Origin of the sequence: Ralstonia sp. GX3-BWBA, assembly GCF_003290055.1 — a bacterium.
GTDB lineage: Bacteria > Pseudomonadota > Gammaproteobacteria > Burkholderiales > Burkholderiaceae > Ralstonia > Ralstonia holmesii.
The window spans coordinates 998,421-1,013,055 of record NZ_QMKS01000009.1 but is presented as its reverse complement, the minus strand read 5'-3'; the positions used below and the strand labels follow the sequence as shown (position 1 = coordinate 1,013,055).

Here is a 14,635-nt window from a genome sequence, read left to right as displayed (position 1 = left end):
CGCCAACGCAGATTGTTGCAGTGCGTGGCGCCCGGCACGAATCGTTTCGTAGGGCGGGGCGCACGCGCATCGCCGTTAAGCGGATGCTTAACATCAAAAGTATAATCGCGTGTTTCCTACGAGCCACCCATGTCGCCCCCGACGTTCCTGCGCGCCCGCGCTGCCGGTTGTCCCCGTCCGGTTGATCAAAAAGAGTCTGATTCGCCACTTTTGGGGGCGCTATGGCGCTAGTTCGCTGGGCGGCTGCGTTGCAGCGCCGCTGGGAAGCGATCGATCCGGCCGAACGTGCGGGCTTCTTTGCCGGCGTGCGAGCTTACATGCCGTCGATGCCGCCGGTGCTCGCCTGGGGGCTGGTGACCGGCGTGGCGATGAGCAAATCGGTGCTGACCATCCCGCAGGCCATCGGCATGACGATCTTCGTATATGCCGGGTCATCGCAGTTGGCGGTGCTGCCGCTGCTGGCGGCGGGGTTGCCGATCTGGACGGCGTTGCTGACGGCGTTCATCGTGAATGTGCGCTTCATCATCTTTAGCGCGGGGCTGATGCAGCATTTCGGGCACCTGCCGTTCATGCGGCGCGTGGTCCTGGGCGTGTTCAACGGCGATCTGCCGTTCGTGCTGTTCACCCAGCAGTACCCCTCGGCCGCGCCGCAGGCGGGCAAGGAGGGCTATTACTGGGGCATGGTCCTGCTGAGCTTCGTTGGCTGGCAGGTGTCGTCCATCGTGGGCATCGTCGCGGCGAGCCTGTTTCCTGACGCGTGGGGCCTGGCGTTGGCCGGGACGCTCGCGCTGATTCCTGTCATGGTGTCGACCATTCGTAGCCGTGCCACCCTCATGGCGGTGGCTGTGGCGGCGGTGCTGGCTCTGGTTGCCTTCAGGCTGCCGTATCGATTGAGTCTGGTGATTGCAGTGACCGGCGCGATGGCTGCCGGCCTGGCTGCGGACGAAGCCGCCGCGCGCCTGCAGTGGCAACGCCGCCGCGCCGCGCGTGTTGCAGCCGAAGAGGACGACGCATGAGCGCACTCGAAATCTGGCTGGTGATTGCCGGGATGACCGTGGTGACGATCGTCACGCGTTCGCTGTTCCTGATCGTGGGCAACCGCATGACCCTGCCCACCCGCGTGCAGCACGCGCTGCGCTTTGCGCCCGCTGCCGCGCTCGTCGCCATCGTCTTGCCGGACCTGCTCTGGAATCAGGGGCACTTCGACGCGAGCTGGACCAACCCGCGCCTGATGGCCGGCGTTGCAGCCACCGCTTTCTATGTGGCAACGCGGCGCATGCTCGGCATGATCTTCGTCGGCATGGGCGTCTTTACCGTGCTGCGTCTCTGGGGATGAACATGCCGGGCTCCAATCGCAACGGCGCGATCTTCGCGTTTCTGGCCTACACGATGTGGGGCCTGTTTCCGCTGTACTTCAAGCTGCTCAAGGCGGTGTCGCCGGTGGAGATTCTTTCGCACCGCGTGATCTGGTCGTTGGCGGTGATGGTGGTGATTCTGCTCGTGAAACGGCACTGGGCGTGGCTTTGGGCGCTGCGCACGCAGCCGCGTGTCGTGGCGCGCTACGCGGCCAGCACCAGCCTGTTGGCCGCCAACTGGCTGACCTACATCTGGGCCGTCAACCACGACCACGTGATCGACGCCAGCTTGGGCTACTTCATCAACCCGCTGGTGGTGGTAATGCTGGCGCTGCTGGTGCTCGGCGAGCGGCTGCGGCCAGTGCAGTGGGTGTCGGTAGCCTTGGCGGCGGCAGGCGTGGCGTGGCTGACCTGGCAGGCCGGCACGCTGCCTTGGATTGCTCTGGCGCTGGCATTTTCGTTTGGGTTCTACGGTTTGCTGCGCAAGACTTCGCCGCTGGGCGCGCTGGAAGGGCTGACGCTGGAGACGCTACTGCTGTTTCCGCTGGCGCTGGCCTATCTCGGCTGGCTGGCTTCGCAGCATCAGAATGCCTTCCTGGCCGCACCTCCGGGCACGCAGTTGCTGCTGGCGCTGGCCGGCCCGCTGACGGCGCTGCCTCTGCTGCTGTTTGGCGCCGGCGCGCGGCGTATTCCGCTGTCGCTGTTGGGTTTGCTGCAATACGTGAGCCCGACGCTGCAGTTGCTGCTGGGCGTTTGGCTCTACAACGAGCCGTTTGCGGGCCCCAAGGTGGCGGGCTATGTGCTCATCTGGGCAGGTCTTGCCGTGTATTCGGCCGAAGGCTGGATGCGGCTGCGCCGTCGCACGCCGGTGCCGGCATAGTCCCCGCCAATCGGCCTCGGCAAGACGGTCGAGCCCGGAAGGTTCGGCCGAGAAACGCACGTTTTGACCAGGCGCATCGGGTAAAATTGTCGTTTTCCGCGATTTCTTCCGTAGCTGCCATGCCCCACGTCCTGCGTCTGTCCGATCTCATCTCCGAAGGAAAGCTTGCCGGCAAGCGCGTGTTCATCCGCGCCGACCTCAACGTGCCGCAAGACGATGCCGGCAACATCACCGAAGACACGCGCATCCGCGCATCCGTGCCGGCCGTCAAAGCCGCGCTGGACGCGGGTGCGGCCGTCATGGTCACTTCGCATCTGGGCCGCCCGACCGAGGGCGAATTCAAGCCCGAAGATTCGCTCGCGCCGGTTGCCAAGCGCCTGTCCGAGCTGCTAGGCCGTGACGTGAAACTCGTCCAGAACTGGGTCGACGGCGTGGATGTCGCGCCCGGCCAGGTCGTGCTGCTGGAAAACTGCCGTGTGAACAAGGGCGAGAAGAAGAACAGTGACGAACTGGCCCAGAAGATGGCCAAGCTGTGCGATGTCTACGTCAACGACGCCTTCGGCACTGCCCACCGCGCGGAAGCCACCACCCACGGTATCGCCAAGTTTGCGCCCGTCGCCTGCGCCGGTCCGCTGCTGGCCGCCGAACTGGATGCGCTGGGCAAGGCGCTGGGTCAGCCGGCACGCCCGCTGGTCGCCATCGTGGCCGGCTCGAAGGTTTCGACCAAGCTGACTATCCTGAAGTCGCTGGCTGACAAGGTGGACAACCTAATCGTCGGTGGCGGCATTGCCAACACGTTCATGCTGGCTGCCGGCCTGAAGATCGGCAAATCGCTGGCGGAAGCCGACTTGGTGGGCGATGCAAAGGCCATCATTGAGATGCTGGCAGCACGTGGCGCATCGGTGCCCATCCCGGTCGACGTGGTGTGCGCCAAGGAATTCAGCGCTACCGCGGCCGCGACCGTCAAGGATGTGGCGGATGTGGCGGACGACGACATGATCCTCGACATCGGCCCCAAGACGGCTGCCCAACTGGCCGAGCAACTGAAGACAGCCGGCACCATCGTCTGGAACGGCCCGGTCGGCGTGTTCGAGTTCGACCAGTTCGGCAATGGCACCAAGGTGCTGGCCGAGGCGATTGCTGCCTCGTCGGGTTTCTCGATTGCGGGCGGCGGCGACACGCTGGCTGCCATCGCCAAGTACAACATCGCCGACAAGGTGGGCTATATCTCCACCGGCGGCGGTGCGTTCCTCGAATTCCTGGAAGGCAAGACGTTGCCGGCCGTCGAAATCCTGGAGCAACGCGCGCAGAGCCAGACCGCTGTGGCTTGAGCGCAAGCGCCGCGAACATCCCCACCACAACAACGAGACACCGCCGCCCATGACCCGTGCTACCAAGATCGTCGCAACGCTCGGCCCCGCGTCCAGCACGCAGGAAGTCCTGACCCGCATGATCGCCGCGGGGGTGGACGTGGTGCGGCTGAACTTCTCGCACGGCGCGGCGCAAGATCACATCGATCGTGCGCAGCTTGTGCGCGAAGTGGCGCGTTCGGTGGGCCGCGAGGTGGCCATCATGGCCGACCTGCAGGGTCCGAAGATCCGCGTCGGCAAGTTCGAGAGCGGCAAGATCACGCTCGAACCGGGTGATCGCTTTACGCTCGACGCCCGCTGCGAACTGGGCAACCAGGAGCGCGTCGGTCTCGACTACAAGGAACTGCCGCGCGACGTTGGCCCGGGCGATCTGCTGCTGCTCAACGACGGGCTGATCGTGCTGCAGGTCGAGCGCGTGGTGGGTGAAGAGATTGAGACCATCGTCAAGATCGGCGGCGATCTGTCCAACAACAAGGGCATCAACCGCCAGGGCGGCGGGCTGTCGGCACCGGCGCTGACCGCCAAGGACATGGAAGACATCAAGACCGCGATGGCGCTGGGCGCCGATTACGTTGCGGTCAGCTTCCCCAAGAACGCGACCGACATGGAAATGGCGCGCCAGCTGGCCGCCGTGGCAGGCGCGCCGCACAACCACAAGACGCGCATGATCGCCAAGATCGAGCGTGCCGAGGCCATCCGCCCCGGCGTGCTCGAAGAGATCCTGGCCGCTTCCGACGGCATCATGGTCGCGCGTGGCGACCTGGCGGTGGAAGTGGGCAACGCGGCTGTGCCAGCGCTGCAGAAGCGCATGATCAAGCTGGCCCGCGAAAACAACAAGCTGGCCATCACCGCCACGCAGATGATGGAATCGATGATCGTCAACCCGGTGCCGACGCGCGCCGAGGTGTCGGACGTCGCCAACGCCGTGCTCGACGGCACCGATGCGGTGATGCTGTCGGCGGAAACCGCTGCCGGCCGCTACCCGGTCGAGACCATCGAGGCCATGGCTGCCATCTGTTTGGAAGCCGAGAAGTCGCAATCCGTGCACCTGGACACTGACTTCCTCGACCAGACTTTCAGCCGCATTGACCAGTCGATTGCCATGGGGGCGCTGTTCACGGCGCACCATCTGCAGGTCAAGGCGATTGCCGCGCTTACCGATTCCGGCGCCACGGCGCTGTGGATGAGCCGCCACGGCATCAACATCCCCATTTATGCGATGACGCCCAACGTGGCCTCGCAGCGCAAGATGGCCCTGTACCGCAACGTGCAGTCGCTGCCGCTGGCCAACAGCGCCGACCGTGACGAAGCCCTGCACCAGGCCGAAGAACTGCTGGTCGCGCGTGGCGTCGTGCAGCGTGGCGACTTCATCGTCCTGACCGTCGGCGAGCCGATGGGTCAGGCCGGCGGCACCAACACGCTCAAGATTGTTCGCGTCGGCATGCACTGACGCCCACGACGGAACGCCGTTTGCTACGTCTACCAGACGCCCACGGGTTCCTGAGACCGAATACAGATCGATCCATAGGAGAAAACCATGCCACTCGTCTCGATGCGCCAACTGCTGGACCACGCCGCTGAAAACGGCTACGGCCTGCCGGCATTCAACGTGAACAATCTGGAGCAAGTCCAGGCTGTGATGGAAGCTGCCAAGGAAGCCGGCGCACCGGTCATCCTGCAGGCCAGCGCAGGCGCCCGCAAATACGCCGGCGAATCGTTCATCAAGCACCTGATCCAGGCCGCCGTCGAGGCTTATCCGGAGATTCCGCTGGTCATGCACCAGGATCACGGCCAAAGCCCGGCAATCTGCCAGGGCGCCATCGACCTGGGCTTCGGCTCGGTCATGATGGACGGCTCGCTGCGCGAAGACGGCAAGACCCCGGCTGATTTCGACTACAACGTCGACGTGACGCGCCGCGTGGTCGAGATGGCCCACAAGGTTGGCGTGACCGTTGAAGGCGAACTCGGCTGCCTGGGCTCGCTGGAGACCGGTATGGCCGGCGAGGAAGATGGCCACGGCGCGGAAGGCAAGCTCGACCACTCGTCCCTGCTGACCGACCCGGAAGAGGCTGCCCAGTTTGTCAAGGCGACCCAACTGGACGCGCTGGCCATCGCCATTGGCACCAGCCACGGCGCCTACAAGTTCACGCGCAAGCCTACCGGCGACATCCTGGCGATCAGCCGCGTGAAGGAAATCCACGCCCGCATCCCGAACACCCACCTGGTGATGCACGGCTCGTCGAGCGTGCCGCAAGAACTGCTGGCGATCATCAACCAGTACGGCGGCAAGATGAAGGAAACCTACGGCGTGCCCGTCGAGGAAATCCAGGAAGCCATCAAGTACGGCGTGCGCAAGATCAACATCGACACCGACATCCGCCTGGCAATGACGGGCGCGGTGCGTAAGTTCCTGGCCGAAAACCCGGACAAGTTCGATGCCCGCGAATGGCTCAAGCCCGCCCGCGAAGCCGCCAAGCAAGTCTGCAAGGCGCGCTATATCGAGTTCGGCTGCGAAGGTCAGGCTGGCAAGATCAAGCCGATCGGTCTGTCGGTGATGGCGCAGAAGTACCAAAGCGGCGATCTGGCGCAAGTGGTGCAATAAGCATTTCGCGTCACATCTGGCAAACGGCTGGCACTGCGCCAGCCGTTTTGCATTGCATGGGCCACGTATAATGCTGGCCTTCCACGTTTTCTTATCTCCTCTCGGGTTCCGCCGTGTCCGCCACCCCTGCATCCTCCGCCCTTTACGAATCGTCGATCACCAGCCTGCCGTTGCTCGGCCGTGGCAAGGTGCGCGAGAACTACGCTGTCGGCGACGACAAGCTGCTGATGGTCACCACCGACCGCCTCTCGGCGTTTGACGTGATTCTCGGCCAGCCGATTCCGGACAAGGGCCGTGTGCTCGCGCAGATGTCGGATTTCTGGTTCAACAAGCTGCGCCACATCGTGCCGACGCACGAGACGGGCATCGCCCCGGAAACCGTGGTGGCTCCGAATGAAGTCGACCAGGTGCGCGGCCGCGCCATCGTGGTCAAACGCCTGAAGCCGATCCTGGTGGAAGCCGTGGTGCGCGGCTACCTGGCCGGCAGCGGCTGGAAGGATTACCAAGCCACCGGCGCCGTCTGCGGCGTGCATCTGGCCCCCGGCCTGCAGAACGCGCAGAAGTTGCCCGAGCCGATCTTCACCCCCGCCGCCAAGGCCGAGATGGGTGAGCACGACGAGAACATTTCCTTCGATGAAGTCGAGCGCCGCATCGGCCCCGACCTCGCCGCGCAGATCCGCGACGTGAGCATCCGCCTGTACAAGGAAGCCTCCGACTTTGCTGCCACGCGCGGCATCATCATCGCCGACACCAAGTTCGAATTCGGTCTGGATGAGAACGGCACGCTCACGCTGATGGACGAGGCGCTCACCGCAGATTCGTCGCGCTTCTGGCCGGCCGATTCGTACCAGGTCGGCACGAACCCGCCGTCGTTCGACAAGCAGTTCGTGCGCGATTGGCTCGAAGCGGTGCGCATCGACGGCAAACCGTGGCCGAAGACTGCGCCGGCGCCGCAACTGCCCGCCGACGTGATCGAAAAGACCGCCGACAAGTACCGCGAAGCACTGACTCGCCTGACCGGCGAATCGCTGCGCTGAACAAGGAGCGATGACGATGACCGCACAGCAATCCGCTCCGCTCGTTGGCGTGGTGATGGGCTCCAGCTCCGACTGGGAAGTGATGCGCCACGCCGTCGACATGCTCACGCAGTTCGGCATTCCGTTCGAGGCGCAGGTTGTTTCTGCGCACCGTATGCCGGACGACATGTTCCGTTACGCCGAAGCCGCACGCAGCCGTGGTTTGCGCGCCATCATCGCCGGCGCGGGCGGGGCAGCCCACTTGCCGGGCATGATCGCCGCCAAGACGATCGTGCCGGTGTTCGGCGTGCCAGTGCCGTCCAAGTACCTGCGCGGCGAAGATTCGCTGCTCTCCATCGTGCAGATGCCCAAGGGCATTCCGGTGTCGACGTTTGCTATTGGCGAGGCCGGTGCGGCCAACGCAGCGCTGGCTGCCATCGCGACGATCGCCACCACCGACTCGGCCCTTGCCGACAAGCTCGAGGCCTTCCGCGCCCAGCAGACCGAAGTCGCGCGCGGCATGACGCTCCCTGTGCACGGCGCTTAAGTAACCTACGACCTGATTCATGGCCGACGACCTGAACCCGCGCCTGGCGCAAGCCCACACCGCGGAATCCCGCGCGCTGAACGTTCCCAACGCGATCCTGCCCGATGCCTGGCTTGGCATGCTCGGCGGCGGCCAGCTCGGCCGCATGTTCACGCACGCCGCGCAGGCGATGGGCTACAAAGTCTGCGTGCTCGACCCGGATCCGAACAGCCCTGCCGGCACCATCGCAGAGCGCCATCTGTGCGCTGGCTATACCGATGAAGCCGCATTGGCAGAGATGGCTGCGCTGTGCCCGGCCGTCACCACTGAATTCGAAAACGTGCCGGCCATGGCGCTCGACCGCCTGGAGCAACTCGGTGCGTTCGTTGCGCCGCGTGCCAACTGCGTATCGATCGCGCAGAACCGCATTGCCGAGAAAAAATTCTTCGCGCTGTGCGCCGCACGCACCGGCATCCACCCCGCACCGAGCTGGGTGATCGAGCACGAAGCCGATATCGAACAATTGCCCGCCGACCTGCTGCCCGGCATCCTGAAGATCGCCCGCATGGGCTACGACGGCAAGGGCCAGGCGCGTGTCGCAACGGTTGAAGAGCTGCGCGCGGCCTGGGCGGCCATGCAGCACGTGCCGTGCGTGCTGGAGAAGATGCTGCCGCTGGCGTACGAGGTGTCGGTGCTGGCCGCGCGCGGCGCCGATGGCACGACCGCCACTTGGCCGCTTGCCGAGAACGAGCACCGTGACGGCATCCTGTTTTCAACGACCATGCCCTCGCGCAGCGTGTCGGATGACATTGCCACGCGCACACGTGCCGCCGCGGCGATGATCGCCGAAGAAATGGGCTACGTCGGCGTGCTGTGCATCGAGTTCTTCGTGCTGCAGGATGGCTCTCTGGTCGCCAACGAAATGGCGCCGCGTCCGCATAACTCCGGCCACATCACCATGGACGTGTGCGAGACCAGCCAGTTCGAGCAGCAGGTGCGCGCCATGGCCCGCCTGCCGCTGGGCAGCACGCGGCAGCACTCGCCGGGGCGCATGCTGAATGTGCTGGGCGACGTGTGGTTCGAATACGGTCTCGAGCGCACGCCTGCGTGGCACGAAGTGATGCGCCACAGCGGTGCGAAGGTCCACCTGTACGGCAAGGCGGATGCGCGCCCGGGCCGCAAGATGGGTCACGTGAATTGCGTCGGCACCTCGCCGGAAGTGGTGGACGAAGCATTCCGCCATGCCGCGCACGTGCTCGGCCTGCAGCCCGCCTGAAGACGAGTAGCCCATGCCGCATCGGACCAAAACGCCCTACACCATGCCTTCCGCCGAACGCCTTGATGAGGCTGCGCGCAGGCTGGAGGCGGGCGAGCTGGTCGCCTTCCCGACCGAGACCGTGTACGGACTCGGCGCCGATGCCGAAAGCCCGCAGGCCATCGCCAAGATCTATGCGGCCAAGGGGCGTCCGTCCGATCACCCCGTGATCGTGCACGTGGTCGACGGCGCCGATATTTCCTATTGGGCCGACGATGTGCCCGGCATCGCGCTCCAACTCATCGAAGCCTTCTGGCCGGGGCCGCTCACGCTGATCCTGAAACGTGCGCCGCATATTCCCGCGGCCGTGGCGGGTGGGCAGGACAGCATCGGGCTGCGTTGCCCATCGCACCCGGTGGCGCAGGCGTTGCTCTCGCGCTTCAAGCGCGGGCGCGGCGGCATTGCAGCGCCGTCGGCCAACAAGTTCGGCCAGGTCAGCCCGACCACCGCGCAGCACGTGCGAGACGAATTCGGCGATGCCGTGTTCGTGCTCGAAGGCGACGGCGTGGATGTGGGCATCGAATCGACCATCATCGATCTTTCGCGGCTGGATCAGGGCATTGGCCCCGTGCTGCTGCGCCCGGGCGCCATCACGCCCGAAGACATCGAGCGCGTGACCGGCGAAGTGCCGGCGCTTCCCGATGCCGCTGCGCCGCGTGCTTCCGGCACGTTGAAGGCGCACTACGCGCCGCGTACGCCATTGCATCTGCTATCGGCTGCAGATGTGCCCGCGCGCTTGGCTGCGCTGCCCGCGGACAAGCGCATCGTGTGGCTCGGTGCCCCCGTGGCACTGCGTGACGGCTGCGATCAGCGCGTCGCCCCCGCCACACCTGCCGCCTATGCCAACGCGCTCTACGCGCTATTGCGCGAACTCGACCGCGGCGGCTACGACGCCATTTGGGTGGAAACCCTAGCTGACACGCCCGCCTGGGCGGCCGTCAACGACCGCCTGCGTCGCGCCGCCGCCGCGTTCGAGACGGACCTCTAATTCTTACGGGGTGCGCGTTCGCCGTGCGCCCGGCAACCTCGCTACACTTGGGCGTTGTGTCGTTCCGCGTGCTTCAAACGCGCACGGCGAGGTTACGCACCGCGGCACCACAGACCAAAAAAAATTCCACACGGGAGACAGACATCATGAAGTTGCGTCAATGGATGGGCGTCGTCGCATCGGCGGCCCTGGCCTTGAGCCTGGCGGCTTGCGGCGGTGAAAGCGATCAGAGCGGCAACCCCAACGTCGCCAAGGTGCAGCGCATGGTGGTATTCGGCGACAGCCTGAGCGATGCCGGCACCTACACGCCAGCAGCGGCTGCCGTGGGCGGCGGCAAGTTCACCACCAACCCCGGTCCGATCTGGGCGGAAACCGTGGCCGCACAACTCGGTGTGACGCTCACGCCGGCAGTGATGGGTTACGCCACCTCGGTGCAGACCTGCCCGAAACCCGGTTGCTTCGACTACGCGCAAGGCGGCTCGCGCGTGACCGACCCGAATGGCATTGGTCACAACGGTGGCGCCGGGGCGCTCACCTATCCGGTCAAACAGCAACTCGCCAACTTCTACGCGGCCAGCAACAACACGTTCAACGGCAACAACGACGTGGTGTTCGTGTTCGGCGGCAACAACGACATCTTCTACTGGGCTGCCGCCGTCGCGACACCCAACTCGGGTGTGACGCCTGCCATCGCTACCGCACAAGTGCAGCAGGCGGCGACCGATCTGGTCGGTTACATCAAGGACATGATCAGCAAGAACGCGACGCAGCTCTACGTGTTCAACCTGCCTGACAGCAGCCTGACGCCGCAAGGCGTGGCGGGCGGCGCGACAGGCCAGGCACTGCTTCATGCACTGGTGGGCGCGTTCAACACCACGCTGCAAACCGGTCTGGCCGGCACCAGCGCTCGCGTGATCGACTTCAACGCGCAGCTGACTGCCGTCATCCAGAACGGCGCGACGTTCGGGTTCAGCAACACCAGCGTGCCGGCGTGCGATGCGACCAAGATCAACACACTCGTGCCGGGCGCGGGCGGCAGCTCGCTGTTCTGCTCGGCCAACACGCTTGTGGCCACGGGCGCCGATACGTCCTACCTGTTCGCCGACGGCGTGCACCCCACCACGGGCGGTCATCGCCTGATCTCGAGCAACGTGCTGCAACGCCTGCTGGCTGACGGTGTGACGCACTGATCGAGCACCACTGAGCAAAACGCCCGCGTGAAGCGGGCGTTTTTGTTTGTAGCGATGTTTTTCCTACTTGGCGTCGGCGGTCGGCAATGTCACGGCCAGGCGGGCCAGCGTGGCCTTGAGCACATCGTTCTGCGGCGACATGGCGAGGCCCTGCCTGAAGCAATCGTGCGCTTCGTCCGCGCGGCCCAGCTTCCAAAGCACTTCGCCCTTGTGCGCGAGGCCTTCCGCGCGTGCTTCGCGTACTGCGTCGTCGCTCGCTTCATAGTCGCTGCCGGGTTGCGCGAAGACGGCGATAGAGCGGTCGAACCATGTAAGCGCTTCGTCGTTGCGGCCGAGCCGGTATAGCGCCCAGCCCTTGCTGTCGAGCGCGAATGGGTCGTTCGGGTGCTTGGCCAGATAGGCTTCGATCATCGACAGGCCGCGCTCCACGCGCAGGCCCGCGTCAACAAGTTCGTAGCCGTAGCTGTTGAGGCGGTCTTCCGGCACCGGCTGCAGGTCGAGGGCCAGGTCGATGCGGGCGTCGTCACGTTCGGCAATCGCGAGCGACATCAGCTTGCGCGCGATGCGGCTCTGCAAGTCTTCGCTGAGTGTCGCCGCGTTGGCGGTGAGCGTGCCGAGATACTGCGAATAGAGAGCGGGTGCGCCCTGCGAGTTGCTGCTATCGGCGATCGCACGGCCTTCGCCGGCGCACCAGGCATCGTCGGCCGGCGTGAAGGTCACAGTGTTTTCAAGGTGCACGGTGCGCGACTCACGCGATTGCACGTAGGCGGTATAACCACCGGCGCTGGAGTGGCCGCAGACCAGGTATTCGTCCACCACATCGATCAGATACGGATGCCCCTCGATGGGTGCGCCACCGAGCGAATCGACCAGGCGGAACGATTCGCCGAGGTCGCCATTGCCGACGACGGGATTGAGCACCCAGCGTGCCGCCGCGTAATGTTTTGGCAACCGGACCTTGGCCGTACGTCCGGCGCCGTCGGTGGTGCCGAAGATCACGCTGTCGGTTTCACCCGCCTGCGGCGGCTTGCCGGCGATGGTGTGGCCGGGCAGGAACAGGCGGTAGCGCGCGTTGGGCATCGGGCGCCCGGTCGCAGAATCGATGAGCACGAATTGGTGGACCTGTGCGCCGCGCCCGAGAGTCGCATTCGGGGCGACCCAATCACGCGCAGCGACTGGCAGGGCCGAGCAAAAAAATGCCGCGCCAAGCAGCGCGGCCGATAGACGGGAAAGCATGTTGTAGGGAGGGGGCTGGCAAAAAACTGGACGGCCCCATCATAGCCAAGCTGCTTCGCCCGGATGTTAAGAGTGCTTCATATGGATGCGTTGGCCAGTTGCCGTACGGCAAACCGGTACACCGCATCGACGTCGTTCAAATCGAGCACGGCCACGCCTTCAGGCGGCTGCACGGCGTCAGGCGAATCGGTGGCCACCGCCACCACGCCGCCAATTTCTGGCCAAAGCGGCGGTCGCCCCAGCGACGGGCGGAACACTTCGATTTTCGGGAAGGTGCTGCGCTTATAGCCTTCTACGATGACGAGGTCGGTGGCGGGCGAGAGCAGCGCCAGCACGTCATCAAGTTCGGGTTCCACGGCGTTGGTGTATTCGCGCATCAGCACGAGGCGTTCACCGCCCACGAGCACGACTTCGGCGCTGCCGGCTTCGCGCATACGGTACGAATCCTTGCCCGGCGAATCGAGATCGAAGCCGTGATGCGTGTGCTTGATGGCCGCCACGCGCCGCCCGTCGCGCACGAAACGGGCGATGAGCTGCTCGACGAGCGTGGTCTTGCCGCTGCCCGACGTGCCGGTGATGCCCAGTAATGCCTTGCGTGAACTCATCGCGGCGCGCCCTGGTAAATCCATTGCAGCAGTGCGTCGTGTGCAGCCTGGCCGCCGCTGGCGTTCGGGTGGTTGATCATGCTGACCACCACGAAGCGCTCGCCGTTTTCTCCCTCCACGTAGCCCGCGATGGCGCGCACGTCGTTGAGCGTGCCGGTCTTGATCTCGGCATTGCCCGCCACCCCAGCCCGTGTCAGGCGGTTGCGCATGGTGCCGTCCACGCCGACGACGGGCAGCGCATCGCGCAGCACGCCGCCGTTCGGGTTGGCATCGGCCTGCTGCAGCAAGCGCCCCATGTTGCGTGCGCTGATGCGCTCGATGCGCGACAGGCCCGAGCCGTTCTCCAGCACCAGCTCCGGCATCGTCAGGTTCTGTTTGGCCAGCCAGCGGTTGATGACCTCGGTCGATTGCCGCACCGATGCGGGCTTGCGGCCGATTTCCGCGCCGATCGTCAGGAAGAGCTGGCGCGCCATCACGTTGTTCGAATACTTGTCGATGTCGTGCACAACCTCCGACAGTGGCGGGCCGTAGTGCGTGGCCAGCAGAATGGCCTGGCGTGGCACCTTGCCCTCGCGCAGGCCCGGCGTAAAGCGGGTCGTGCCGCCGGCTTGCTGCCACAGCGACAGGAAGCCGCCCCAGATGAAGTCGGCATGCGTGAGCGCGGCGATATTGAAAACGCGTTCGCCGCACGCGGCGGCATAGCGGCCGTCGAAGCTGGCAAGCACATGACCGTCGGTTTGCGTGGAGATGTTGGCGCCGGAGGTTGTCTTCCAGTCGCCGCAGCCGCCGCGCGTGGTGCGCAACTGGTTGTCGATCTGCAATTGGGCCAGCGGCGGCGATACATCAATGTTGACCGCGCCGTTACCGGCATCTGGCGACAGCGTGAACGTGAGCGTCTTGAATGAATACAGCAGGGCGTCGGGCGCGACGTTGTAGGCACGCGCGCTGTCGCCGTCCAGCGGCGGTGCTTCCGACAGGCCGCCCTCGAAGTAGGTGCGATCGAGCACGATATTGCCGGCCAGTTCATCCACGCCGGCGCGGCGCACGTCGGTCACCAGCTTGACGAGTTCTTCGGGAATCAGCTTCGGATCGCCCTGGCCGCGCAGGTACAGGTTGCCGTCGAGCGTGCCGTTGACGGGCTGTTTGTCGGCATAGGCCGTGGTCTTCCAGCGAAAGTCCGGGCCCAGCAGGTCCAGCCCTGCGAAGGTTGTCAGCAGCTTCATGGTCGACGCCGGGTTCATTCCGGTGTCGGCATTCCATTGCAGGATGGGCGTGGCGGTGCCGGTGCGGATCACGAACACGCTCACCGCATCCAGCGGGATATGCGCGCGCGCAAAGGCCAGCGCCACGTTGGCAGGCAATCCGGCGGGGTTGTGCGCGGCCTGGCGAGCTTGCGCGGCGGTGGCGTGCGGTGCGGCGTGGGCCTTGGCCTTCTTGGCGTGGGCCAGCGGCGAGGCCGCAATGGTCAAAAGCGCGGCGCAGGCGAGCGCACTGCGCGACAGATTCAGCAAACGGGTCGGACGAATTCGGGCCATCGGCGGGGGGCAGAGTG

At 65.3% G+C, this 14,635-nt stretch carries 14 protein-coding genes; 11 read left to right on the top strand and 3 right to left on the bottom strand.

Going from position 1 to position 14,635, the window contains the following annotated elements; genetic code table 11:
* Positions 1-221: 221 nt before the first annotated feature.
* The 11 genes from DOD19_RS12360 (at position 222) to DOD19_RS12310 (ending at position 11,242) form a co-directional block, all read left to right on the top strand.
* Complete coding sequence (locus DOD19_RS12360) at positions 222-1,016, top strand: AzlC family ABC transporter permease (RefSeq protein ID WP_024976547.1); 795 nt, start codon at positions 222-224, stop codon at positions 1,014-1,016.
* Positions 1,013-1,336: an AzlD domain-containing protein gene (locus DOD19_RS12355; protein ID WP_024976546.1), complete on the top strand. Its 324-nt coding sequence runs from the start codon at positions 1,013-1,015 to the stop codon at positions 1,334-1,336. The genes DOD19_RS12360 and DOD19_RS12355 overlap by 4 nt, the downstream gene beginning before the upstream one ends.
* A 2-nt stretch (positions 1,337-1,338) precedes the next feature.
* A complete protein-coding gene (gene rarD / locus DOD19_RS12350; protein ID WP_112186041.1) occupies positions 1,339-2,235 on the top strand; it encodes an EamA family transporter RarD in 897 nt (298 codons plus the stop codon).
* Between the two features lie 119 nt (positions 2,236-2,354).
* The gene (locus tag DOD19_RS12345; RefSeq protein WP_112185768.1) at positions 2,355-3,566 is read left to right on the top strand and encodes a phosphoglycerate kinase; all 1,212 of its coding nucleotides are present in this window, start codon (positions 2,355-2,357) and stop codon (positions 3,564-3,566) included.
* A 49-nt stretch (positions 3,567-3,615) separates the two neighbouring features.
* Positions 3,616-5,055 (top strand): pyruvate kinase, encoded by a 1,440-nt coding sequence (gene pyk, locus DOD19_RS12340; protein ID WP_024976543.1) that lies wholly within the window; start codon positions 3,616-3,618, stop codon positions 5,053-5,055.
* Between the two features lie 87 nt (positions 5,056-5,142).
* Entirely contained in the window at positions 5,143-6,207 is a 1,065-nt protein-coding gene (gene fba, locus DOD19_RS12335) for a class II fructose-bisphosphate aldolase (RefSeq protein WP_024976542.1), read from the top strand.
* A 113-nt stretch (positions 6,208-6,320) separates the two neighbouring features.
* Positions 6,321-7,244 carry a phosphoribosylaminoimidazolesuccinocarboxamide synthase gene (locus DOD19_RS12330; protein ID WP_004636116.1) on the top strand — a complete coding sequence of 308 codons (924 nt, stop codon included), beginning with the start codon at positions 6,321-6,323 and terminating at the stop codon, positions 7,242-7,244.
* A gap of 16 nt (positions 7,245-7,260) precedes the next feature.
* Positions 7,261-7,770: a 5-(carboxyamino)imidazole ribonucleotide mutase gene (purE, locus tag DOD19_RS12325; RefSeq protein ID WP_012434947.1), complete on the top strand. Its 510-nt coding sequence runs from the start codon at positions 7,261-7,263 to the stop codon at positions 7,768-7,770.
* A gap of 19 nt (positions 7,771-7,789) precedes the next feature.
* Positions 7,790-9,025: a 5-(carboxyamino)imidazole ribonucleotide synthase gene (locus DOD19_RS12320; protein ID WP_112185766.1), complete on the top strand. Its 1,236-nt coding sequence runs from the start codon at positions 7,790-7,792 to the stop codon at positions 9,023-9,025.
* A gap of 13 nt (positions 9,026-9,038) precedes the next feature.
* Positions 9,039-10,052: an L-threonylcarbamoyladenylate synthase gene (locus tag DOD19_RS12315; protein ID WP_024976539.1), complete on the top strand. Its 1,014-nt coding sequence runs from the start codon at positions 9,039-9,041 to the stop codon at positions 10,050-10,052.
* Between the two features lie 146 nt (positions 10,053-10,198).
* Positions 10,199-11,242 (top strand): SGNH/GDSL hydrolase family protein, encoded by a 1,044-nt coding sequence (locus DOD19_RS12310; protein ID WP_024976538.1) that lies wholly within the window; start codon positions 10,199-10,201, stop codon positions 11,240-11,242.
* A gap of 63 nt (positions 11,243-11,305) precedes the next feature.
* Here DOD19_RS12310 and DOD19_RS12305 read toward each other — a convergent pair whose 3' ends face one another.
* The 3 genes from DOD19_RS12305 to dacB all read right to left on the bottom strand — a co-directional run bounded on the left by DOD19_RS12305 (position 11,306) and on the right by dacB (position 14,618).
* The gene (locus tag DOD19_RS12305; RefSeq protein WP_239497995.1) at positions 11,306-12,352 is read right to left on the bottom strand and encodes a tetratricopeptide repeat protein; all 1,047 of its coding nucleotides are present in this window, start codon (positions 12,350-12,352) and stop codon (positions 11,306-11,308) included.
* A gap of 203 nt (positions 12,353-12,555) precedes the next feature.
* Positions 12,556-13,083 carry a molybdopterin-guanine dinucleotide biosynthesis protein B gene (gene mobB / locus DOD19_RS12300; protein ID WP_024976536.1) on the bottom strand — a complete coding sequence of 176 codons (528 nt, stop codon included), beginning with the start codon at positions 13,081-13,083 and terminating at the stop codon, positions 12,556-12,558.
* Complete coding sequence (gene dacB, locus DOD19_RS12295; protein ID WP_112185762.1) at positions 13,080-14,618, bottom strand: D-alanyl-D-alanine carboxypeptidase/D-alanyl-D-alanine-endopeptidase; 1,539 nt, start codon at positions 14,616-14,618, stop codon at positions 13,080-13,082. Before dacB ends, mobB begins: the two co-directional genes overlap by 4 nt.
* Positions 14,619-14,635 lie beyond the last annotated feature (17 nt).

Excerpts from the sequence above, each read along its gene's own strand:
- DOD19_RS12320 (WP_112185766.1), top strand. The coding sequence starts at position 7,790 with ATGGCCGACGACCTGAACCCGCGCCTGGCGCAAGCCCACACCGCGGAA.
- mobB (WP_024976536.1), bottom strand. The coding sequence starts at position 13,083 with ATGAGTTCACGCAAGGCATTACTGGGCATCACCGGCACGTCGGGCAGC.
- DOD19_RS12315 (WP_024976539.1), top strand. The coding sequence starts at position 9,039 with ATGCCGCATCGGACCAAAACGCCCTACACCATGCCTTCCGCCGAACGC.
- dacB (WP_112185762.1), bottom strand. The coding sequence starts at position 14,618 with ATGGCCCGAATTCGTCCGACCCGTTTGCTGAATCTGTCGCGCAGTGCG.
- pyk (WP_024976543.1), top strand. The coding sequence starts at position 3,616 with ATGACCCGTGCTACCAAGATCGTCGCAACGCTCGGCCCCGCGTCCAGC.
- DOD19_RS12310 (WP_024976538.1), top strand. The coding sequence starts at position 10,199 with ATGAAGTTGCGTCAATGGATGGGCGTCGTCGCATCGGCGGCCCTGGCC.
- rarD (WP_112186041.1), top strand. The coding sequence starts at position 1,339 with ATGCCGGGCTCCAATCGCAACGGCGCGATCTTCGCGTTTCTGGCCTAC.
- DOD19_RS12345 (WP_112185768.1), top strand. The coding sequence starts at position 2,355 with ATGCCCCACGTCCTGCGTCTGTCCGATCTCATCTCCGAAGGAAAGCTT.
- fba (WP_024976542.1), top strand. The coding sequence starts at position 5,143 with ATGCCACTCGTCTCGATGCGCCAACTGCTGGACCACGCCGCTGAAAAC.
- DOD19_RS12360 (WP_024976547.1), top strand. The coding sequence starts at position 222 with ATGGCGCTAGTTCGCTGGGCGGCTGCGTTGCAGCGCCGCTGGGAAGCG.
- DOD19_RS12355 (WP_024976546.1), top strand. The coding sequence starts at position 1,013 with ATGAGCGCACTCGAAATCTGGCTGGTGATTGCCGGGATGACCGTGGTG.
- purE (WP_012434947.1), top strand. The coding sequence starts at position 7,261 with ATGACCGCACAGCAATCCGCTCCGCTCGTTGGCGTGGTGATGGGCTCC.